19 protein-coding genes are annotated in these 19,338 nt (G+C 63.4%); 11 read left to right on the top strand and 8 right to left on the bottom strand.

The features are described 5' to 3' along the window. Positions 1–88 precede the first annotated feature (88 nt). Both ACGYLY_RS18480 and ACGYLY_RS18475 read left to right on the top strand, forming a co-directional pair. The gene (locus tag ACGYLY_RS18480) at positions 89–1,090 is read left to right on the top strand and encodes a Gfo/Idh/MocA family protein (RefSeq protein ID WP_395284327.1); all 1,002 of its coding nucleotides are present in this window, start codon (positions 89–91) and stop codon (positions 1,088–1,090) included. Between the two features lie 60 nt (positions 1,091–1,150). Beyond that, positions 1,151–1,525 carry a RidA family protein gene (locus tag ACGYLY_RS18475; protein WP_395284328.1) on the top strand — a complete coding sequence of 125 codons (375 nt, stop codon included), beginning with the start codon at positions 1,151–1,153 and terminating at the stop codon, positions 1,523–1,525. Here ACGYLY_RS18475 and ACGYLY_RS18470 read toward each other — a convergent pair. Continuing rightward, positions 1,509–2,585 carry a Gfo/Idh/MocA family protein gene (locus ACGYLY_RS18470; RefSeq protein ID WP_395284329.1) on the bottom strand — a complete coding sequence of 359 codons (1,077 nt, stop codon included), beginning with the start codon at positions 2,583–2,585 and terminating at the stop codon, positions 1,509–1,511. The genes ACGYLY_RS18475 and ACGYLY_RS18470 overlap by 17 nt on opposite strands. A 210-nt stretch (positions 2,586–2,795) precedes the next feature. Between ACGYLY_RS18470 and ACGYLY_RS18465 the strand changes: the two genes are divergently transcribed. Further along, a complete protein-coding gene (locus tag ACGYLY_RS18465; protein WP_395284330.1) occupies positions 2,796–3,104 on the top strand; it encodes a HalOD1 output domain-containing protein in 309 nt (102 codons plus the stop codon). Here ACGYLY_RS18465 and ACGYLY_RS18460 read toward each other — a convergent pair. Next, positions 3,101–4,081, bottom strand: a complete 981-nt coding sequence (locus tag ACGYLY_RS18460; RefSeq protein ID WP_395284331.1) for a Gfo/Idh/MocA family protein — start codon at positions 4,079–4,081, stop codon at positions 3,101–3,103. The two genes, ACGYLY_RS18465 and ACGYLY_RS18460, sit on opposite strands and share 4 nt — an antisense overlap. Before the next feature lie 102 nt (positions 4,082–4,183). Here ACGYLY_RS18460 and ACGYLY_RS18455 point away from each other — a divergent pair, with 102 nt between their 5' ends. The 4 genes from ACGYLY_RS18455 (at position 4,184) to ACGYLY_RS18440 (ending at position 7,537) form a co-directional block, all read left to right on the top strand. Next, entirely contained in the window at positions 4,184–5,074 is an 891-nt protein-coding gene (locus tag ACGYLY_RS18455) for a Gfo/Idh/MocA family oxidoreductase (RefSeq protein WP_395284332.1), read from the top strand. A gap of 152 nt (positions 5,075–5,226) precedes the next feature. Continuing rightward, positions 5,227–5,361, top strand: a complete 135-nt coding sequence (locus ACGYLY_RS18450; protein WP_395284333.1) for a hypothetical protein — start codon at positions 5,227–5,229, stop codon at positions 5,359–5,361. Beyond that, positions 5,358–6,449: an ABC transporter ATP-binding protein gene (locus ACGYLY_RS18445; RefSeq protein WP_395284334.1), complete on the top strand. Its 1,092-nt coding sequence runs from the start codon at positions 5,358–5,360 to the stop codon at positions 6,447–6,449. Before ACGYLY_RS18450 ends, ACGYLY_RS18445 begins: the two co-directional genes overlap by 4 nt. Continuing rightward, positions 6,446–7,537, top strand: a complete 1,092-nt coding sequence (locus ACGYLY_RS18440) for an ABC transporter ATP-binding protein (RefSeq protein ID WP_395284335.1) — start codon at positions 6,446–6,448, stop codon at positions 7,535–7,537. The genes ACGYLY_RS18445 and ACGYLY_RS18440 overlap by 4 nt, the downstream gene beginning before the upstream one ends. A 51-nt stretch (positions 7,538–7,588) precedes the next feature. Here the strand turns inward: ACGYLY_RS18440 and ACGYLY_RS18435 are convergent, their stop codons facing one another. Both ACGYLY_RS18435 and ACGYLY_RS18430 read right to left on the bottom strand, forming a co-directional pair. Further along, positions 7,589–8,605, bottom strand: coding sequence for a carbon-nitrogen hydrolase family protein (locus tag ACGYLY_RS18435; protein ID WP_395284336.1), 1,017 nt, complete (start codon positions 8,603–8,605; stop codon positions 7,589–7,591). A gap of 48 nt (positions 8,606–8,653) precedes the next feature. Further along, positions 8,654–10,066, bottom strand: a complete 1,413-nt coding sequence (locus tag ACGYLY_RS18430; protein ID WP_395284337.1) for an amidohydrolase — start codon at positions 10,064–10,066, stop codon at positions 8,654–8,656. Between the two features lie 96 nt (positions 10,067–10,162). Here ACGYLY_RS18430 and ACGYLY_RS18425 point away from each other — a divergent pair, with 96 nt between their 5' ends. Further along, entirely contained in the window at positions 10,163–11,854 is a 1,692-nt protein-coding gene (locus tag ACGYLY_RS18425) for an amidohydrolase family protein (protein WP_395284338.1), read from the top strand. A 33-nt stretch (positions 11,855–11,887) separates the two neighbouring features. On the opposite strand, the gene ACGYLY_RS18420 is transcribed toward ACGYLY_RS18425, so the two are convergent. Continuing rightward, positions 11,888–12,673 (bottom strand): HpcH/HpaI aldolase/citrate lyase family protein, encoded by a 786-nt coding sequence (locus ACGYLY_RS18420; RefSeq protein WP_395284339.1) that lies wholly within the window; start codon positions 12,671–12,673, stop codon positions 11,888–11,890. A gap of 98 nt (positions 12,674–12,771) precedes the next feature. Here ACGYLY_RS18420 and ACGYLY_RS18415 point away from each other — a divergent pair, with 98 nt between their 5' ends. Beyond that, entirely contained in the window at positions 12,772–13,758 is a 987-nt protein-coding gene (locus tag ACGYLY_RS18415) for a GNAT family N-acetyltransferase (RefSeq protein WP_395284340.1), read from the top strand. A 68-nt stretch (positions 13,759–13,826) separates the two neighbouring features. Beyond that, positions 13,827–15,281: an arylsulfatase gene (locus ACGYLY_RS18410; RefSeq protein WP_395284341.1), complete on the top strand. Its 1,455-nt coding sequence runs from the start codon at positions 13,827–13,829 to the stop codon at positions 15,279–15,281. On the opposite strand, the gene ACGYLY_RS18405 is transcribed toward ACGYLY_RS18410, so the two are convergent. Together ACGYLY_RS18405 and ACGYLY_RS18400 are read right to left on the bottom strand one after the other, a co-directional pair. Continuing rightward, entirely contained in the window at positions 15,282–16,595 is a 1,314-nt protein-coding gene (locus ACGYLY_RS18405; RefSeq protein ID WP_395284342.1) for a neutral/alkaline non-lysosomal ceramidase N-terminal domain-containing protein, read from the bottom strand. It lies immediately after the preceding gene. A 7-nt stretch (positions 16,596–16,602) separates the two neighbouring features. Then, entirely contained in the window at positions 16,603–17,841 is a 1,239-nt protein-coding gene (locus tag ACGYLY_RS18400; RefSeq protein ID WP_395284343.1) for a DegT/DnrJ/EryC1/StrS family aminotransferase, read from the bottom strand. Positions 17,842–17,922: 81 nt separating this feature from the next. On the opposite strand from ACGYLY_RS18400, the gene ACGYLY_RS18395 reads away from it, so the two are divergent. Further along, complete coding sequence (locus tag ACGYLY_RS18395; protein ID WP_395284344.1) at positions 17,923–18,789, top strand: PIG-L deacetylase family protein; 867 nt, start codon at positions 17,923–17,925, stop codon at positions 18,787–18,789. A 76-nt stretch (positions 18,790–18,865) separates the two neighbouring features. Here ACGYLY_RS18395 and ACGYLY_RS18390 read toward each other — a convergent pair whose 3' ends face one another. Beyond that, a complete protein-coding gene (locus ACGYLY_RS18390; RefSeq protein ID WP_395284345.1) occupies positions 18,866–19,294 on the bottom strand; it encodes a hypothetical protein in 429 nt (142 codons plus the stop codon). Positions 19,295–19,338: the final 44 nt, after the last annotated feature.

The raw sequence follows: 19,338 nt of genomic DNA, 5'->3' as shown, positions 1-19,338 counted from the left end.
CGAGATTTCGGAACGACCTGCCAAACGTTCATATGGTGTAAGACGAAGTGAGAGCTATGAACTGTCGAACTCCAGCGGTGGTCACGAAATGAGCGCGGTACGAATCGGAATTCTCTCCACGGCGCACGTCCACACCGCCGCGTACGCTGCTATCGCGAGCGAGGCGGACGACGTCGAATTCGTCGGCGTCGCCGACGACGATGCCGACCGCGGACGGACGTTCGCCGAAGAACACGACGCCGAGTTCCGCAAAACTGACGAACTGCTCGCCTCCACCGACGGGGCCATCGTTTGCTCGGAGAACACAGCTCACTCCGAGTGGGTCGAACGGGCCGCGGCGGCGGACGTCGACGTGCTCTGTGAAAAGCCGCTCGCGACGACCGTCGACGACGCCGTCGGGATTCGGGACGTGTGTCTCGATGCGAGCGTCCACATCGGCGTGGCGATGCCGCTCCGATTCTCGGAACCGGCGAGACGGGCCAAAAAACAGCTCGAAAACGGACGAATCGGGTCCCTTCGGTTGCTCGCGGGCACGAATCGCGGGCAGCGCCCCGGCAGCTGGTTCGCCGACCCGGCGAAGAGCGGCGGCGGCGCGGCGATGGATCATACCGTCCACATCGTCGACCTCGTCCGTTGGCTGACCGGCGAACGCGTCGCCGAAGTGTACGCCCAGCACGACACCCGCTTCGAACCCCTCGGCGTGGAGGACGTGAACGTCCTTTCGATGGAACTCACCGACGGGTCGGCGTTCACCCTCGACGGTTCGTGGAGCCGTCCGGACGAGTGGGACTTCTGGGGGGACGCCACGCTCGAACTGGTCGGCACGAAAGGAAGTATCGACGTGGACTGTTTCGACCAGACGTTCAAACTCACCCGCGATGGCGGCCCTAAACCGGGTATCGCGTCCGTCTACTGGGGATCCGACCCGAACGTGGGCCTCATCCGCGATTTCGTCGACGCCGTGGGAACCGACCGCCGGCCCGAGATATCGCCCGACGACGCGGTGGACGCGGTCGCCGTCGTCGAAGCGGCCTACGAATCCGCCGAGTCGGGCGACCCCGTTTCGGTATCGTATCCGACGTCCGGCTAACGACCTGACGGTCGCGTTCGGGACAGTACTTTTATGCCCCATCGAGTCCCCGCCGTTGGTATGGAGGAAATCAGTACTGACGACGCACCGGCGAGTATCGGCCCGTATTCACAGGGAATCAAGGACGGCGACCGGATCTACGTCTCGGGCCAAGGTCCGGTCGACCCCGAATCCGGCGACATCGTTGGCAACGACATCCGAACCCAAACTGAACGGACGCTGGAGAACGTCGCCGCCGTCCTCGAAGCGGCGGGATCGTCGCTCGACGACGTGGTCAAGGCGACCGTCTTCGTTCGGGAGATGGACGACTACGCGGACATCAACGAGGTGTACGGCGACTACATGACCGAACCGTTTCCGGCGCGAAGCGCCGTCGAAGTAGCCGACCTGCCGATAGACATCGGCGTCGAAATAGAGGTTATCGCGTCGGCGTAATCGCCTCGACGCTGACTTCCCGTCCCGTTTCTGCGCTCTCGTAAATCGATTCGACGAGTCGCTGCACGGCGAGTCCTTCTTCGAGCGTGTTGCGCGTGTGCTCCCGAGCGCCGCGTACCACGTCGGTGAAGTACGCCCACTCCTTCACGAACCCGTCGTCATCGGGAAAACCGAGGTCGACGTCGGAGAGCGCGTCCCTGTCCGTCGAGTACAGTCGTACGTCGGTTTCCCCGCCGTCGATGGTGGTTACGAGGCCGGCGTCGTCACCCCGGAACGCGAGTCGCTGCTCGGATTCGTCGTTGCAGGCCCACGCTGCGTGCAGGTCGATGGTCGTCCCGTCCGCCGTTCGGATGAACGCTCGGGCGTGGTCTTCGACGTCAAACACCCCGTCGTCGCGGAGGCTCCCTCCCCACATGCTCAGATACGTGTACTCGTCCTTCGTGCCGAATTTCGAATCGGTCGATGCGCTCACCGTCTCGATTTCCGGAAAGCCGAGGATGGAAAGTGCGAGGTGAAGGACGTGGACGCCGGTGTCGATGAGGACGCCGCCGCCCGCGATTTCCTTCCGGGTGAACCACCCGCCCAACTGCGGGATTCCCCGCCGGCGGACGTATTTCGCCTCCACGTCGTACACCGTTCCGAGTTCGCCGTCGGCGACCCGCTCCTTTGCGTCCTCGAACTCCGCGCTGAACGCCTTGACGAACCCGACCATGACCCGTCCGTTGCTCCGGTTTGCCGCTGTGGCGACCTCCTCCGCGGCGGCGTACGTGTCAGCGAGCGGTTTTTCGACGAACACGTCGAGGTCCGCTTCGAGTGCGGCAATCGCACAGTCCGCGTGCAACGCGTTCGGAACGGCGACGACCACGACGTCGAGGTCGGATTCGTCCATCATTCGGTGGTAGCTTTCGTACGTTTCCGTCGCCCCGAACGCGTCGGCGAACGCTTCCCCAGCGACGGCGTCGATGTCGGCGACCGCTCTGACGTTCTCTCCCAGTTCCACCAGTCGCTTGGCGTGGAAACGGGCGATGTTTCCGCCGCCGACGAACCCGATGTCTAACATGGTTCTGCTACCGCCGAAGTACCCGGTTGTATTAAATCGTTGCACGGGAACCGTCTTCCCGTTCTGATTATCGAGTAGCACGATTTTGATAGAATACATTCACGAACTGTTAAGTCCGAAAGCTTCGACATATCGTACCATGATGCCCGAGAACACACGACGTATCCATCGAATGGTGTACGTGGTTCGGCGACCGGAGGAGGCAGAGGGATGAGCGATCACGAACGGTATGAAGGGGGCGAGACGGCGACGGCGGCCGACGATCGAGGCCACGGTTGGACCCATCCCGATTCGATGTGTGTTCAGGTCATCGACGCGGTGGTCGAAACGATGGGAACCGATACGGCGGAGATCACCCCTCTCTACGACTACATCGATCCCGACGCCCTCAACGACCTGTTCAAACCCAGTGAAAACGGTCGGTGTCGACGAGGAGGACGCGTCGAGTTCCGAATGGAAAGCCACGTGATACGCATTTCGAGCGACGGCGACATAGAGGTCCGACCGGTAGCGGACTAGTTTCGGTTCACGGACACGGGAATTCCTCGCTCCGCGGATTCGATAGCCGAAAGCGAGATGCACATCGCCTCGATGCCGTCCTCGACCGAGACGCATGGCGTCTCCTCGCCTCGGACGCACGCGAGGAAATGTTCCAGTTCGAGCCGGTACGGGTCCTTCGTCAGGGGGACGTCGACGGGGTCGCTCGCCGGGGGTTCGTTCGTTTCCGCGTGCACTCGAAGCGGATCCACCGTCTCGCTGTCGAACTCGATCAGTCCGTCGTCGCCCGCGATTTCCAACTCGGTGACGAACGGAACCTCGTCGGTCGTCGGCCAGCGGGCGTCCACCGTTCCTATCGTTCCGTCCTCGAAGCGAAGCATCGTCGTGGTGTACTCGTTTTCGTCCCACGTTCGTCGGCGGGTGAACACGCTTTCGACCGCTCCGATCGTCCAGCGCAGGAAATCGAAGTCGTGAATCGCGAGATCGAGCAACACGCCGCCGCTCGCGTCGAAGTCGTGAAACCACGGATGGGTCGCGGCAACGGGCGATTGACGGAGCGCGCTGACCGTCCCCGGCGTGCCGATGGCACCGGCGTCCACCTGCTCTTTCGCCGCGACGTACTCCGGGAAGAATCGGAGGACGTGACCGGGCAGGAACGTGATTCCCGCGTCCGATACCGCCTCCTCGATGGCGACCGCGTCCTCCATCGTTCGCTCGACGGGTTTCTCGCAGAGGACGTCGAGTCCGCGCTCGGCGGCCGCTTCCACGAGCGGTCGGTGCGTCGCCGTCGGGGTACAGATGTCGACGGCGTCGAGTTCCTCGTCGAACAGGTCTTCCGGGTCGTCGTGGACGGCGGCGTCGGGTGCGAACTCGGCCGCGAACGCTTCCGGATAACTGGGTGAGCAGACGCCGACGACGTTCGCGCCGTTGATGTCGTCGTACCGAATCGCGTGCACCTGTGCCATGAAGCCGCTCCCGAGGATGCCTATCCGTGTCATGGTTCGTAACTCGCGGCATCCAGTATAAACGTTGTTTCCTCACCGTTCGCGGACAGTATCGGAGTAACAATTAAGACCTACCGCTGTACATGCTGTGTATCGATGTTAGATATCGGACTCGTAGGCTTAGACACGAGTCATCCCGAGGCGTTCGCACGGTTGATCGATCAACGCGACGACGCGACGGTCGCCGCCGTCTGGGACGGCGGCGCGGTTCGGGACGACGAGTATGTGAAGCAGTTCTGCGCACAGTACGACGCGACACGCTACCGAAACCCCACGGGTATGCTCGGAACGGTCGATGCCGTGATGATTCTCACGGTGAACTGGAACACGCACCGTCCGCTCGCCGTTCCCTTTCTCGAAGCGGACGTGCCGACGTTCATCGACAAACCCATCGCGGGCCGACACGAGGACATCGACGCCATCGCCGCCGCGGCCGGTGACACTCCCCTCTTCGGCGGGTCCGCCATTCCCTTCCATCCGCGTCTCACGGCGTTTCCAACGGCACAGCCGAACCGGACGGTGTACTGCACGGGGTACAACGATCCCTTCTACTACGGCGTTCACCTGACGGACACGGTCGGCATGCTCGTGCGGGATACGTGGACGCGAGTGACGCCGAAGAACCGCCCCGGGTCGGTCGTCGATATCGAGTTCGAGAACGACTCGCACGTGACGCTGCAACTGGAAGGACCGAACGAAAACCCCGCGTTCGGGATTCTAGACGTTCACGATCGGACGCGAACCGCCCGTATCGGTTCGGGGGCTGACGAGTATCAACAGATGTACGGCGACTTCCTCGCGGCGTTCCTCGACTCGGTTCGCGGCGAGCGCCACGCCAACACCAGAATCCTGAACTCCGCCTCCCTCCTCCTCGCGGTCCAGACCGCGCTCCGAACGAATCAGGTGATCACCCCGTCCCACGCGCAACTCGCGGAGATGCACGTGGAAAGCGACGAGTTCCTCGCGGACTACGCACCCTACGCGTGAGAACGGGGACGGAGACGGACGAGAAACCGAGACACCGAATCGGCCCCCGCTTGGAACGTCTCGTTTCGTACCGAGGTCGTCGGGAGAAAATAGTGGTATGTCCCCACACACCAAAAGATATAACACGGTGCCACTACCCTTCTACCTATATCATGGTTCTCGACCCCCAGTCCAACCACCTATTTCCCCCGTTCGACGCGCGATGCAGTGACCACGACCCGGCGGCGGCCTCGACCGCGACCGATTCGTGTCCCGTCCGCTCGGCGGGGGTGGGTGGTCGGCCATGACCACGCGGTTCGACGATGGAGACCAATCGATGACAGTGAGCGAAACCGAAAGCAGGGTGTACAGGAGTTCGGACCCGATTCTGGAAGTGCGCGACGCGACCGTCAGGTTCGACATGGAGCGGGGCGAATCCCGCGTCCTCGACGACGTGAGCTTCGACATCGAGCGCGAGGAGATACTGGGCGTCGTCGGCGAAAGCGGGTCGGGCAAATCGATGTTCGCCTCGGCGCTCCTCGACGCCGTCGTCTCTCCCGGAGAACTTAGCGGCGAGATAACGTACTATCCCACGCCCGACAATCCGATAGACCTGCTGAACCTCAGCAAACGCGAACTCCGGAAGGTTCGGTGGGAGGAGATTTCGATGGTGTTCCAAGGTGCGATGAGTTCGTTCAACCCGACGATGGACATTCGGACGCACTTCGTCGAGACGCTGAAAGCACACAGCACGGACGTCGACGTGGGGTTGGACCGCGCCCGCGAACTGCTGTCGGACCTCTATCTCGATTCCGAACGCGTCCTCGATTCGTACCCGCACGAACTCTCCGGCGGGATGCAACAGCGGACACTCATCGCGCTGAGCATGGTGTTGGAACCGAAGGTGCTCGTGATGGACGAACCGACCGCCGCGCTCGACCTCCTCATGCAGCGGTCGATTCTTCGGCTCCTGAAGGAGGTACAGCAAAAGTACGAGATCGCGATGGTGTTCATCACCCACGACCTGCCGCTGGTCGCCGAACTCGCCGACCGACTCGCCGTCATGTACGCCTTCGAGTTCATCGAGTTCGGCCCGACCGACGCGATACTCCGGGACGCCGCCCATCCGTACACGCGGTCACTGCTGAACGCGACGCCGAACCTGGCGACGCCGCTCGACAACATGAACCCGATTTCGGGGTCGGCTCCCGACCCGGTCGATACCCCCGTCGGCTGTTCGTACAACCCGCGCTGTCCCCTCGCGGATGGGTTGTGCGAAGAGGCGTCTCCCGACTTCCATCACGTCGATGACGACCACCACGCGGCATGTTTCCACTGGCAGGAAGCGGCCGACGAGATTCCCTTTTCGCTCGAGGACGTGGAGGGCGGACGATGAGCCCCGACCCCGTGATTTCGCTCGAAAACGTGCAGGTCGATTTCGAGAGCGACAACGGCCTGCTTGGGGCCTTCTCGAAACCCGACGTGGTCAACGCCGTCAACGGCGTCTCGCTCGAAATTCCCGAAAAGAAAGTCGTCGCCCTCGTCGGCGAGTCCGGGTGCGGGAAGACGACGCTCGGCAAGACGGCGATCGGCCTCCAGCGCCCGACGAGCGGGAGCGTCAAGTTTCGCGGGCAGGACATCTGGGAAGCACGCGACGGTGGGAGCGACGTCGAGGTTCCGTACCGGGACATCCGGCGGTCGCTCCAGATAATCCATCAGGACCCCGGCAGTTCGCTCAACCCGAACCAAAAAATCGTCAAATCGCTCGCCGCGCCGCTGAAGAAGTGGCAACCGGGACTCACCCGCGAGGATCGGCAGGCGCGCATCTACGGCATGCTCAACAGGGTCGGCATGTCGCCGCCGGAGGACTACGCGAACCGCTACCCGCACCAACTGTCCGGCGGCGAGAAACAACGCGTCGTGTTGATTCGCGCACTCCTGATGAACCCGGACCTCATCCTCGCCGACGAGGCCATCAGCGCGCTGGACGTGTCGCTGCGCATCGAGATGATGGAACTGCTGCTCGAACTGCAGGACGTGTTCGACACCTCGTTCGTCTTCATCTCCCACGACCTCTCGAACGCCCGCTACCTGACCGAGAAGTCGGACGGACTCATCGGCGTCATGTACCTCGGCGAACTCGTGGAAATCGGTCCCGCTGAACAGATACTCAAGGACCCACGCCACCCCTACACGAAGGCGCTGCGGTGGGCGACGCCCGACCTGTTGCCCGGCGACGACGGCGAGGTTCCGCTCCGTAACATCGACATCCCGGACCCGGTGAATCCCCCGTCCGGCTGTCGGTTCCATACGCGTTGTCCCGAGGCCCGCGAGGCCTGCAAGCAGTCGTCGCCCGAGTCGAAGGTCGTCAACGGCGAACACCGGGCCGCCTGCTTCCGCGAGGAGACGACCCACGAATACTGGAACAGCCCGTCGCTCGACGACGTAGAGCCGTCGAGCGACGCGAAAACGGCGGACGACTGAACTCGTCCCCCCGATTATCCCACTTCTCTTTCCCGGTTCGGTTCCGTTCGGTTACGGCTCCCACTCGACCTCGGGGAACTCCTCCATCCCGAGTCGCGCTTCGGGCGCTTCGTCCATACACGCGCGGCCGGTCCAGTCGAGGTAGTCCCGGTACGTGACCATCCCGAACTCCGATTCAAGGTTGGCGACCGTCACGTCCTCCGAGCGGGATTCGAGGGCGAACGTCTCGTTTCCCCGCGAGTCGTGGTAGATCACGTCGGGATAGCGCGCCTGAATCTCCTCGACCGCCCGGCGATTCGTGGGAATCCGCGTGAACGTCTTCCAGTCGGTGTTGAGTTCGGCGAACGCGAAGCGGGCCGTTCCGCCGTTCTCCAACTCCGCGAGCGGTTCCTGTCCCTCCCAAAGCCCGACGTTTCGGGCGGCGACCGCTCCGGTCGGACGAACGACTTCCGCCGCGCTCGGAAACGCCTTCACGATGTGGTAGCCGTAATCGCGTCCCCAGTGGCGGAGGCGCTCCTCGCCGCGGAGGTGGCTACAGAAAAAGAGGAGGTCCGTGCGGTTTCGGGCGTATTCGATACCCACTTCCGGGTACATGAGGTCGAAACAGACCGCCGCGCCGACGCGCCCGAACTCCGTCTCCCAGACCGCCGCCTCCCGTCCGGGGCGCAGTCCGTATCCCATCTCGCCGACGGTCGGTCGGAGTTTTCGGTAGCGGCCACCGACCTTCCCGTCCGGGGTGATGAGCGCCACTGAGTTGTAGTAGTCGTCGCCGTCCCGCTCCGTCATCGGCAGCAGGACGTAGCTCCCGAGATCCGCGGCTTTCGCCGCGACGGCGTCTGTGGCGGGACCCGGAATCGTCTGTGCCGCCTCGATTCGCCCCTCGCCGACGGTTCGTCGGTGGAGCATCTGTTCCGGGAAGCTGACGAAGTCCGGGTCCCAGCGTGCGGCCTTATCGAGACTTTCCAAAACGTTGTTCAAATTGTATTCGACCCTGTCTTCCGGCGGTTCCCCGAGTTCATCGTCGGTCGGCACTTCGAGCGCGACCGAAAGGATGCGTGCGGTTCGCATGGTTTCCGATCCCGCGAAAACGAGTTATAGCTTCCGACGGGACGCCGTTCAGTCGGAGGGCTCCGGTGGCGACGCTACCGATTCCGGGAGCGGCGTCTCGTACCCGCCCCCGCCGTTCTCCTCGAACTCCTCGCGCACCGCGCGGAGCGTTTCGGGGTCCGAGAGGAGTTCCGCGGCCGTTCCCGCGAGGACCTTCGCGGCGTAGACCATCCCTTTGGACGCGAAACTCCCGTTGGCGGCGACCGCCTGCCACGAGTGAGCGTTCGTTCCGACGGGCCACGTCGCCCCCCAGAACTGCCCCAGCGGAACGATTCGGCTGACGTCGCCGACGTCCGTGGATCCCGAGCGCGTCGTCCCGGCGTCGTACGCGGGGAGGGGTTCGGTGTATAACGCGTGTGAATCCACCTCCTCGAACACGTCCGAGGGGAGGTCAGCGAGTTGGCCGTCTATCGTCTCCCGCGAGAGCGACTCCTTGAGGTCGGCGGCGAACGCGCGGTCGTCGTCCGTGTACGGAATCGCGTCGAGTCCCTCCATCCGCTCGGACATGACCTCGCCGATGGTCTCGTTCGGGAGGACGCCGTGACATCCGGTGAGGAACTCGCGCTCCACGTCGGTTCGCGTCATCGTCGCCGCGGACTCCGCGATGTCGTCCAGCCACGTCTGGATGTCCTCGACCGTCTCCCGCTCCGGAGCGCGGACGAAGTACCAGACCGTCGCGTTCGCGGGAACGACGTTCGGCGCGTCCCCGCCATCGACTATCGAATAGTGTATCCGCGCGTCGTCCGGGACGTGTTCGCGCATGTACTCCACGCCGGTGTTACACAACTGGACCGCGTCGAGGGCGCTCCGACCCGATTCGGGGGACGCCGCGGCGTGTGCCGATTCGCCGCTGAACTCGTATCGGACCGAGTTGAGCGAGAGCGTGCTCGACATGAAGGGGGAGTTGTATCGACCCGGATGCCACGTCAGGGCCGCATCGAGGTCATCGAAGACGCCCTCGCGGGCCATGAACACCTTTCCGACGAGCGTCTCCTCCGCCGGACAGCCGTAGTACGCGACGGACCCGTCGAGTTCGCCGTCGTCGATGGCGTCTTTAAGCGCGATCGCCGCGCCGACGCCCGCGACGCCTAGCAGGTTGTGACCGCATCCGTGTCCCGGTTTCCCTTCTTCTATCGGTTTCTGCTCCGCGGCCACCTCCTGTGACAGTCCGGGGAGGGCGTCGAACTCCCCGAGGATTCCCACCGTCGGTCCACCGTCACCGTAGCGAGCGACGAAGGCCGTCGGCATCCCGCCGATGTCGGTGGTGACTTCGAATCCTTCGGCCCGAAGCGCCTCGCGGAGTCGGTCGGACGATTCGTGTTCCGCCAACCCGAGTTCAGGTCGGTTCCACAGGTCCATCGAAAGGTCGGTCAGAAAGCCGCGTTGCTGTTCCACTCGTCGAACGACTGCGTCCGATTCCATGGGGTGCAATGACACGACCGGCGAATAAGCCTTCTCCTACCTCCCTTGCGGCCGACAGAAGGTTTAATCCGATCGGGTGTGGGTATTCGTTCGTCGATGATAGACAGCCACTTTCACCTGTGGACGCAGGACGAGTCTACGCCCGAGAAACGGGCGGAACGGGCGGAACAGATACGCGGCGAGATGGACGCCCTCGGCGTGGACAAGATCTGTTTGATAGGGAACGTCGGAACGACCATCGAGGAGTGTTACGAGTCCAACCGAATCGTCGCGAAGTACGTCGAGGAGTACCCGGACCTGTTCTACGGATGGGCGCGGGTGGACCCGGAACTCGGCGAGGAGGCGGTACGGGAGTTTCGTCGGGCAGTCGAGGAGGACGGCCTCCTCGGCCTGAAACATCACTTCATGCCGACGACCACCTCGATTTCCGACCCGGCGTTCTTCCCGCTCGCCGAGGCCGCGGTGGACATGGACGTCCCCATCATCGCCCACGTGATGCAACGCCTCGACGTGGACAAGGAGAACTGGGACGAGAGCGAGGCGCACACCGAGGACGTGATGGCGCTCGCACGGCGGTATCCCGACCTGAAACTCATCTCCGCCCACATCGTCGCCGGCGGCGACGCGGAGTACCGGATCAAGAACGTCGAACATCAGGACAACGTCATCCTCGATATCTCGGGCAGCAACTGCGAGACGGACATGATAGAGATGGCCGCCGAGTACGTCGGCGTCGACCGCCTCGTCCACGGGACCGACACGTGGCTCCTCCCCGGCGTCGGGAAACTCGACGGTATCGACCTGACCCCCGAGGAGAAGACGACCATCGCGTACAACATGGAGGACCTGCTTCCCGACACGGTTCCGAACAAATACGACGAGGCCGAACTGGAAGAGCGACGTGAACAGGCACGAATCCGGTTCGAGGAGCGCGCCCAACCACGCGAGGAGACCATCGTCACGGTGAACTCCGGCGTCGGCCACTGGCCGTTCCGCTCCCTCGATTCCTCGCCCGACGACCTCGTCTCGCTGATGGACCGAAAAGGGGTGGATCAGTCGCTCGTTTCCTCGTTCGAAAGCGTCCTCTACCGCAACTGCCACGAGGGGAACCGCGAACTCGCGGAGTCGCTTCGTGGCTACGAGGACCGACTGATTCCCGTCGCGACCATCAACCCCGACTACACCGCTTGGCGACAGGACTTGGCCGAGTGCGTCAACGACTTCGGGATGCGCGCCGTGAAACTGCTGCCGAACTACCACGACTACGACCTCGACGACCCGGAGGCGAAGGCACTGTTGGACCGCTGTGCCGAACTGGACGTCCCCGTCATCATCACCGCCGTCCTCGAAGACCAGCGCGGCCGCCATCCGCGAGTCCTGTTGCGCGGGTACGAGGACGGCGGATCGAGGTACTTCACGGACGACCACATCGATTCCCTCATCGACTTGCTCATGTCGTGTCCCGAGACGGACGTCATCGTGGCAGACCTCTGGGCGAACGTCGAACGGGTTCACCGCGAGACCTGCACGAAGCAAAAGGAGGGCGTTCGACTGAAGAACTCGGTTCGAACCGGTCGGACGCTGTTTACCATCGACGACCTCTTCCTCTACTTCACCCATCAGGTGGCCGAAATCGCGGAGACGGTCGGCCCGGACCACCTCGTCGTGGGGCCGAAACTCCCGCTCCGGATTTTCGACTCCTACTACAACTACGTCGAACACCTGCCCTTGAGCGAGGCGGAAACCGACTTGGTTCGGAGCGAAAACGTCCGGTCGCTGCTCGAATGACGGTCTGTCGTCCAGCCAATATTCGAACGACGCTCAGCCGTCCGTCCTGATCTCGTCCAATCGCGGCCCTAACACCGACCGCACCGCGGAAACCTCGTCGCCGATCCGAAGTATACGATAGCCGTCTTCGATGGCATTCCGCGCCTCTTCGATCCCGTTTCTGATGCCGCCCAGTGGGACGTTTTCGGCGACAGCGGCCGCCCGAACCGTCTCTATCGCGTCGAGTACGGTCGGGTGGGTCGTCTCGAACGGGTGGCCGAGCGAGATGGACAGGTCGCTCGGCCCGACGAAGACGAAGCCGAGGTCCGGCACCGCGAGGATGTCGTCCACGTTCCCGACGGCCGTCTCGTTCTCCAGCATGACGCCGATACGGACGGTTTCGTCCTCCCGCGCCGGATATCCGTCCGGCGGGTTCCCCCACCGGGACGAATACCCGGCTGCCGCGCCGCGGTCCCCCGATCCGCCGTCGTACGCGAACCGTCCCGCTCGGACGACGGTGCGGACCTCCGCTGCCGTTTCGACCCGCGGGACGAGGACGGTTCGAACGCCCGCGTCGAGGACCTTGCGGACGGTGTGTGGCTCCCGTCCCGGAATCCGGACGAGCAACTCGGTTCCGGCGAGGTCGGCGGCGCGCACGAGGTGTTCGAGCGCCGTCGCGTCGTCCGCGCTCGGGCCGGTGTGTTCGAGGTCGACCCACACGAAGTCGAACCCCAACCGTCCATACACTTCGGCCAACGTCGGCGAGATTGCAGTCGCGCGCGCGCCGAGGGCGGCGTCGTTCGATTCCAAACGGTCGTGAATTCGGGTGCAGGTACCCATGGCATTTCCACGCACGGACCGGTCCTAAAGATTGGTTTCCCGTTCGTGTCATCAGAAGAGTACGAAGTGCTAAATGATGCGGTTTCCCACGTACTCCAATGACAGAATCACCGGAAATTCGCTCGGCGAGTGACTGGGACGAGGTGGGGGAAACCGCCGCCCGTGCCGGACGCGCGTTCCCCGACGAAACGTTCGAACTCTTCCGACGGCGCACGATGGACGCGCCGTCGTTACCCCTCGAAAACACCCTGCTGTTGCTGATCGACGGCGAAATAGCCAGTTCGCTCCAAATCTACCAGCGCCAGTGTTTCCTCGGCGGACGGCTCGAACACGTGGGGGCCATCGGCAACGTGATGACGCTCCCGGAGCATCGCGGGGAAGGACACGCCAGCACGCTTCTGCGGTCGGCCGTCTCCTTCCTCGTCGAACGCGGTGTCTCAGTCTCGTTCCTCATCGGCGACCCGGGATTCTACTCGCGCCTCGGGTGGCGACGGCTTCCGTCCACGAAGCGCGTCGTCGCCGACCCGCCGACCCTTCCGTCTCGCTCCGGCAATGGCTCGAAATGGATTCCGTTCGACGCCGACCGGCACCTCGACGAGCTCGTCGACCTGTACCGACGGTCGTTCGGCCGACGGGACGGGACGTTCGCCCGTCCGTCCGCGCTCTGGAGCGGATGGATACTCCGCGAACTGGTGGATCGAGACGACGTTCTCCTGTACGAGGAAGGTGGCGAGGTCCGCGGCTACCTCGCCTACTCCGTGACCGAAGAGACCGCCGTCTGTCACGAAACCGGATATCTCGGCGGGGAAGAAGAGCGGTTCCGTATCGACTGCTGGAACGCGCTTTCGGAGCGCGATCGGGAACGCATCGTTTTGGAACCCCCGCTCGGCACGCTCGCGGACTCGCTTGCCGACGCCGATGTGTCGCTCTCCGAGGAAACGATGCTCGATGCCACCGGCGAGGCCCCCATGGTCCGCCTCCACAACGGGTGTTCGCTCGACGGTGGGCGAGTCGATTCGACGGATGAACTGGCGGGTCGGATCGCCCGCCCGGACTGGTTCTGGTCGACGCTGGATAAGTTCTGATCCTTCCTCGTGACGCCGTTCGACCCCCTCGCCTACATCTATTTATCCGCGCCGTGCACAGTGTCCACATGGCCAACCGACCGAACATCCTGTTCATCATGACCGACCAGCACCGAGGCGACTCCATCGGTGCCGACCCCGCGAGTCCGGTCGACGGCGATGGCAGACCGCTCATTCACACCCCGAACCTCGACAGTTTCGTCGGCGACGGCGCGATGTTCACGCGCAACTACTCCCCGTCGCCGTCGTCCATCCCGGCGCGTCGAAGCCTTCTGACCGGGCAAACGGCGTACGGAAACGGCTGTCCCGGGTGGAAGACGACCCCATGGACGTTCGAGACAACGCTGCCCGGCGAACTGTCGAAGGCGGGGTATCAGACGAAACTCACCGGCAAACTCCACTCCATCCCGAACCGCAACCACTGTGGCTTTCAGGACATCGAGCAACACGAGGGGTTGTTTGACTTCCCCGACGACGATTACACGAAGTGGATGGAACGCGAGAGCGACGGGAAGTTCGACGAGACGTCCCACGGATTGGGGCGAAACTCATGGGACCCCCGCCCGTGGCACCTTCCCGAACACTATCACCCGACGAACTGGACGACGAACCGCGCCCTCGATTTCTTAGACGAGCGCGACCCGACCCGTCCGTTCTTCCTCAACCTCTCCTACGTCCGTCCGCACACGCCGTTCGACCCGCCGCAACCGTACTGGGACATGTACGTCGATCGCGACATTCCCGGTCCGTACCGGGGCGACTGGGCCGACGAGTTCTACGGCGAGAAAATCCCGACGTATCCGATGGCCCAAGCGTGGGTCGCCGACCTCTCCCCCACCATCGAACACCGGGCGCGAGCGGGGTACTACGGCCTCATCACCCACATCGACCAGCAGATAAAACGTGTCCTCGACAAACTGCGGATTCGGGATGAACTCGATAACACGTTCATCCTCATGTGCGCAGACCACGGTGAGATGCTGGGCGACCACTACCTCTGGCGGAAATCGTACGGCTACGAGGGGTCGGCCCGCGTGCCGATGCTGATGAAGTTCCACGAGTCGATGGAGGCCGACCGCGAGCAGGTCATCGACCGGCCGACCGGATTGGAGGACATCATGCCCACGCTGTTGTCAGTGGCGGGCGCGGACGTCCCCGATTCGATCGAGGGCCGCAACCTGCTCGAACTCGTGGAAAATCCGGACCGAACCGACTGGCGGGAGTGGTACCACGGCGAACACACGCCCGGAACCTACGACGTGGAGAACGCGAACCAGTTCATCGTGGACGAGGGGATGAAGTACATTTACTATCCCGTGACGGGCGACGAACTGCTCTTCGACCTCACGACGGACCCCGGCGAGACGGTCGATTTGAGCGCTGACCCGGACGACGAGTCGCTGGTCGAGGAGTGGCGTGAACGGATGGTCGAACAGCTTCGGGGGCGTCCCGAAGGGTTCGTGAAAAACGACGAACTGCAGACCGTCGCACCGGAGACGATGGAAGACGAGTGGATAAACTGATCAGGAGACTAAATCGAATCCCGCGTCGCGGAATTCGAGTATCGCTTCCGGGGCGATTTTCGCCATCCGAACCTCGTACCCGATGTTTTCCAACTCGGCGAGCGTCGGCACGTAGCCGACGTAGCCGTCCGCGTATCCGGCCAACACGAGCGTTTCGGCGGTCGCACGCGAAGCGAAGCGACGGCCGTGTTCGAGGAGAATCTCCCCCGGCATTCCCAAGATTCCGACCGGACCAATTTCGACGTATCCCACACTGGCCGGAAGCCGTTTCGCGTCCCAGTCCGCGATGCCGAGCAGGGACTGTACGTATCGGAGGTTCCACCGTCGACTCGCGATGGCGTCGTCGTTCCCGTCTGCTTCGAGCCGCTCGATTTCCGATTCGAGGTCGGCGAGTCGGGCAACGATTTCCTCGCGCGGCGGGACCGACTTCAGTGGGAGGCGGAGTTCCCGACGGTCGGCGAGGAGTTGCGGGGTGGCGATGGCATCCGACTTCCTTGCTTGCGCGCGTGCGCGCAAGAGGGTTTCCCCGACCGAGGTACCGACCTCCTCCATGTAGGAGTACACCTCCTCCCCCTCTCGCGGTTCGGACGAGTCTCGCGGGTTGATGTCGCCCGCTGCGCCGTTGACGAACAGCACCCGAGCCCCCGTCTCCGCGGCGACGTGGGCGCAGGCGTAGCCCGGCCAATCCGCCGAGAGCAGCGTCTCTCCCGGCGTCGTGCAGACGGGATGGCAGGCGAAGTTGAACAGTACCGTTTCGATTCCCGATTCGGTCGTCACCGCGAGCGCCGTGACCGTCGGGTCGACGGGTCCGTGCGGCATCCGAACGTTCCCACTGACGCCACCGGTGGCGCGGCGGTTTATCGGCACGTCCGCGTTTTCTGCTCGCCCGACGGACATGGTGGCGGGTTCCAGCGCACCGTGGGCGTCCGTCACGCTCCCGACGATGCCGTTCTCGATTTCCCGGACGGTTTCCGAAACGTCCGCTTCGACCGCGAGCAGCGGGTCACGGTCGATGACCGGCGCTGGAACGTACGGTCCGGCGTGGGTGTGGGTCGCGGTCAAAACGAGTTCGTCGAGGTGGATTCCGGCGACGGACAGTCGTCGCCGAACGCGAACCGAGAGTTCGCGGGAGACGTTGAGGAGGTCGGCGGCGACGATACAGACCGTCGTCGCGCCGTCGGACAGGACCAACGCTTTCGCCGACAGCGGGTCGTGAACTCCCGTCGAGAGACCGTCTCTGGCCCCGTAGCCGCTCATCGGGACCGGTGAATCCGGCGTGGTATCGCGCGTCGCGCTTCCGGCACGAAACGTCATCGAAAGATCAGTTCCGCGACCGCAGTTCGTCGGCGTTCGCCTGGATCTTGCGAATCGCGTCCGCGATGGAGCGAATACCCGTCTCGTCGGCGAGGAGGACTTTGTGCGAGAAGGCGACGTTCTCCCGGCAGAGTCGCTCCGCGCCGGGAAGGTGAAGCGTTCGGTAGTTCGGAAGCGTGGTATCTGAGGGCAACAGCGCCCGAACCTGTTCGCGGTAGAACGCCGGTTGTCGATAAATCGGCATCTCGTAGCCGTCGCCAACGGGGACGCCTTCCGCGTTCATCGCCTCGATGAACGCGTCGCGGCTCAGCCCGCCGAAGGCGTCCTCGTCGTATCGGAAGTTGAACAGACAGTATCCTCGGGCCGTGATTCGCTCGTCCCGCGGCTTGGTAGTGATGCCGCCGATGCCGTCGAGTTCCTCACGCAGTACGGATTCGTTTCGCTCCCGAATCTCGTTCTCCTCGGGGAGCGTTTCGAGTTGGGCGAGCGCGAGCGCCGCCGCCAACTCCGAGAGACGACCGTTCGAGGAGAGCGTTCGGTGGTGATATCGCGTCTCGCCCTGCAAGCGGCCGATGTTGTGCATCAGGCGAATGCGGTCGGCGATGACGTCGTCGTCGGTGACGACGATACCGCCCTCGCCGCTCGGCAAGGATTTGCTCTCCTGGAAGGAGAAGGTGCCTACATCGCCGATGGCACCGACTTTCCGCCCCTTCCACTCGCTCCCCTGTGCGTGTGCAGCGTCCTCGATCAGGAAGAGGTCGTTGTCCTCGATTATCGGGAGGATTTCGTCGAAATCCATGGGATAGCCGGCGAAGTGGACGCCGACGACGCCCACCGTTTCCTCGGTAATGACGTCCGCCAGCGACTCGGGGTCGATGTTGTACGTCTCCGGATCGGTATCGACGAACCGCGGGACGGCACCGACGTAGGGCACCGCGCTCGCGCTGGCGATGAACGAGTAGGACGGGACGATGACTTCGTCGCCGGGTTGGACGCCGCACGCGCGGAGGGCCAATTCGATGGCGATGGTTCCGTTGCTCACCGCGATGGCGTGTTCGGCGTCGTGATAGTCCGCGAACTCGGCTTCCAACCGGTCGCAGTACGTCCCGCCGCCGTTTCGGCACCAGTTCCCGCTTTCGAGCGCGTCGTTGACGTACTCCCTGCACGCGTCGGTTATCTGTGGCCACTCCGGAATCTGCAACGGTTCGGCCGCTCTCGGCCCACCGTTACGCGCTAGCTCTGACATCGGACAGATGGACCTCAAAGGGCAAGACGATAAAGATTTCCTCGGAAACGGTTTTGTACCCCTCCGCGAGAGGTAGATTCGATGCCCGAATTCGACGTATCAGTTCCGACGTTCGACGTTTCGGTCCCCGAGGACCGACTCCGTATTCTGATTATCGGCGCGCACATGGACGACCCCGACCTGCGCGCCGGCGGCACGGCGGCGAAGTACAGCGCACTCGGCCACGACGTGTTGTTCGTCTCGCTCACCAACGGCGAGGCGGGCCACCACGAAATCGGCGGCATCGAACTCACCCGACGCCGACGGGCCGAGGCGCAGCAGTCAGCCGACGTCATCGGCGTCGAGTACGTCACCTACGACATCCACGAGGGCGAACTAACGCCGTCCATCGAGAACCGAAACAAGGTGATTCGACTGATTCGGGAGTACGAACCCGATTTGGTCGTCACCCACCGCCCAAACGACTACCACCCGGACCATCGCTACACCGCGGATTTGGTGCAGGACGCGGCCTACATGGTCACCGTCCCGAACATCTGCACCGGGACGCCGCACCTCACGTACAACCCCGTCATCGCTCACCTTCCCGACGATTTCCAGAAACCGACGCCGTTCGACCCGGACGTCGTCGTCCCCATCGACGACGTCATCGACGAGAAAATGGAAATGCTCCACTGCCACGAGTCACAGATGTACGAGTGGCTCCCGTACAACATCGGAAAGGCGGACGAGGTGCCGAACGACGAGGACAGACGCCGCGAGTGGTTGCGGAACCGCTACCTGCCCGAGTTCGCCGCAGTCGCGGACCGCTACCGCGACCTGCTCGTCGAACAGTACGGAGAGGAGCGAGGACGGGAGGTTCAGTACGCGGAGGCGTTCGAACACTGCGAGTACGGCGGCCAGTTGACGGACGAAAACAAACCGGTGCTGTTTCCGTTCGGGCTCTAAGCGGTCAGTTACGGTGTGAAAACTGCTCTAGGACGGGTATCCTCATCGACGCCACGAGTTGGCTCGTCTCGGTCGGTCACGTCTCGAAGCACGCGGTTCCCTCGTTGCTCGTGAAGATGGCGAGAGTCCCGTTCGATTCTATCCAGATTTGGACGTTCGAGCATCCGTTTCCCGTTTCGTCGGCAAGGTCTACCGCTGCCCGTTCGGTACCCATTTCCGCACGAATCGCGACGTCGCCGGGTTCGGTCGGGAAGTCGGCCTCGATAACTTGACCCCCGAGAACGTCACCGCGTCGCGGACCGGCCTCGTATTCACTCGATAGAATTGTCGTATCGTCGTGAATCACTTTTACAGCCACTGTACGTGAAACCCTGCTATCGTTCTCGATGGACAACTTCGTCAGCACGACGCCGCGGTTCTTCGATTTCCGACCCAGATTCGAGACACAGCCCGTGATAGCAACGGATGTTCCGGCGGCCGATGCGAGTAGGGTCCGTCGTTTCATACCGTCGCGTTCGAAGACACCTTAAAAATACGTTCCGTCGCTGT

The organism is Haladaptatus sp. CMAA 1909, from assembly GCF_043952005.1.
In the GTDB taxonomy this organism is placed as follows: Archaea; Halobacteriota; Halobacteria; order Halobacteriales; family Haladaptataceae; genus Haladaptatus.
Note: the sequence above shows the minus strand (reverse complement) of the source record. Positions and strands in the feature narration are given on the sequence as shown.

What these genes read in the sequence shown, in the direction of transcription:
- ACGYLY_RS18420 (WP_395284339.1), bottom strand. Translation starts at nt 12,673, where the DNA reads ATGGGTACCTGCACCCGAATTCACGACCGTTTGGAATCGAACGACGCC.
- ACGYLY_RS18415 (WP_395284340.1), top strand. Translation starts at nt 12,772, where the DNA reads ATGACAGAATCACCGGAAATTCGCTCGGCGAGTGACTGGGACGAGGTG.
- ACGYLY_RS18465 (WP_395284330.1), top strand. Translation starts at nt 2,796, where the DNA reads ATGAGCGATCACGAACGGTATGAAGGGGGCGAGACGGCGACGGCGGCC.
- ACGYLY_RS18475 (WP_395284328.1), top strand. Translation starts at nt 1,151, where the DNA reads ATGGAGGAAATCAGTACTGACGACGCACCGGCGAGTATCGGCCCGTAT.
- ACGYLY_RS18425 (WP_395284338.1), top strand. Translation starts at nt 10,163, where the DNA reads ATGATAGACAGCCACTTTCACCTGTGGACGCAGGACGAGTCTACGCCC.
- ACGYLY_RS18450 (WP_395284333.1), top strand. Translation starts at nt 5,227, where the DNA reads ATGGTTCTCGACCCCCAGTCCAACCACCTATTTCCCCCGTTCGACGCG.
- ACGYLY_RS18460 (WP_395284331.1), bottom strand. Translation starts at nt 4,081, where the DNA reads ATGACACGGATAGGCATCCTCGGGAGCGGCTTCATGGCACAGGTGCAC.
- ACGYLY_RS18410 (WP_395284341.1), top strand. Translation starts at nt 13,827, where the DNA reads ATGGCCAACCGACCGAACATCCTGTTCATCATGACCGACCAGCACCGA.
- ACGYLY_RS18440 (WP_395284335.1), top strand. Translation starts at nt 6,446, where the DNA reads ATGAGCCCCGACCCCGTGATTTCGCTCGAAAACGTGCAGGTCGATTTC.
- ACGYLY_RS18400 (WP_395284343.1), bottom strand. Translation starts at nt 17,841, where the DNA reads ATGTCAGAGCTAGCGCGTAACGGTGGGCCGAGAGCGGCCGAACCGTTG.
- ACGYLY_RS18445 (WP_395284334.1), top strand. Translation starts at nt 5,358, where the DNA reads ATGACCACGCGGTTCGACGATGGAGACCAATCGATGACAGTGAGCGAA.
- ACGYLY_RS18390 (WP_395284345.1), bottom strand. Translation starts at nt 19,294, where the DNA reads ATGAAACGACGGACCCTACTCGCATCGGCCGCCGGAACATCCGTTGCT.
- ACGYLY_RS18470 (WP_395284329.1), bottom strand. Translation starts at nt 2,585, where the DNA reads ATGTTAGACATCGGGTTCGTCGGCGGCGGAAACATCGCCCGTTTCCAC.
- ACGYLY_RS18395 (WP_395284344.1), top strand. Translation starts at nt 17,923, where the DNA reads ATGCCCGAATTCGACGTATCAGTTCCGACGTTCGACGTTTCGGTCCCC.
- ACGYLY_RS18405 (WP_395284342.1), bottom strand. Translation starts at nt 16,595, where the DNA reads ATGACGTTTCGTGCCGGAAGCGCGACGCGCGATACCACGCCGGATTCA.
- ACGYLY_RS18455 (WP_395284332.1), top strand. Translation starts at nt 4,184, where the DNA reads ATGTTAGATATCGGACTCGTAGGCTTAGACACGAGTCATCCCGAGGCG.
- ACGYLY_RS18480 (WP_395284327.1), top strand. Translation starts at nt 89, where the DNA reads ATGAGCGCGGTACGAATCGGAATTCTCTCCACGGCGCACGTCCACACC.
- ACGYLY_RS18430 (WP_395284337.1), bottom strand. Translation starts at nt 10,066, where the DNA reads ATGGAATCGGACGCAGTCGTTCGACGAGTGGAACAGCAACGCGGCTTT.
- ACGYLY_RS18435 (WP_395284336.1), bottom strand. Translation starts at nt 8,605, where the DNA reads ATGCGAACCGCACGCATCCTTTCGGTCGCGCTCGAAGTGCCGACCGAC.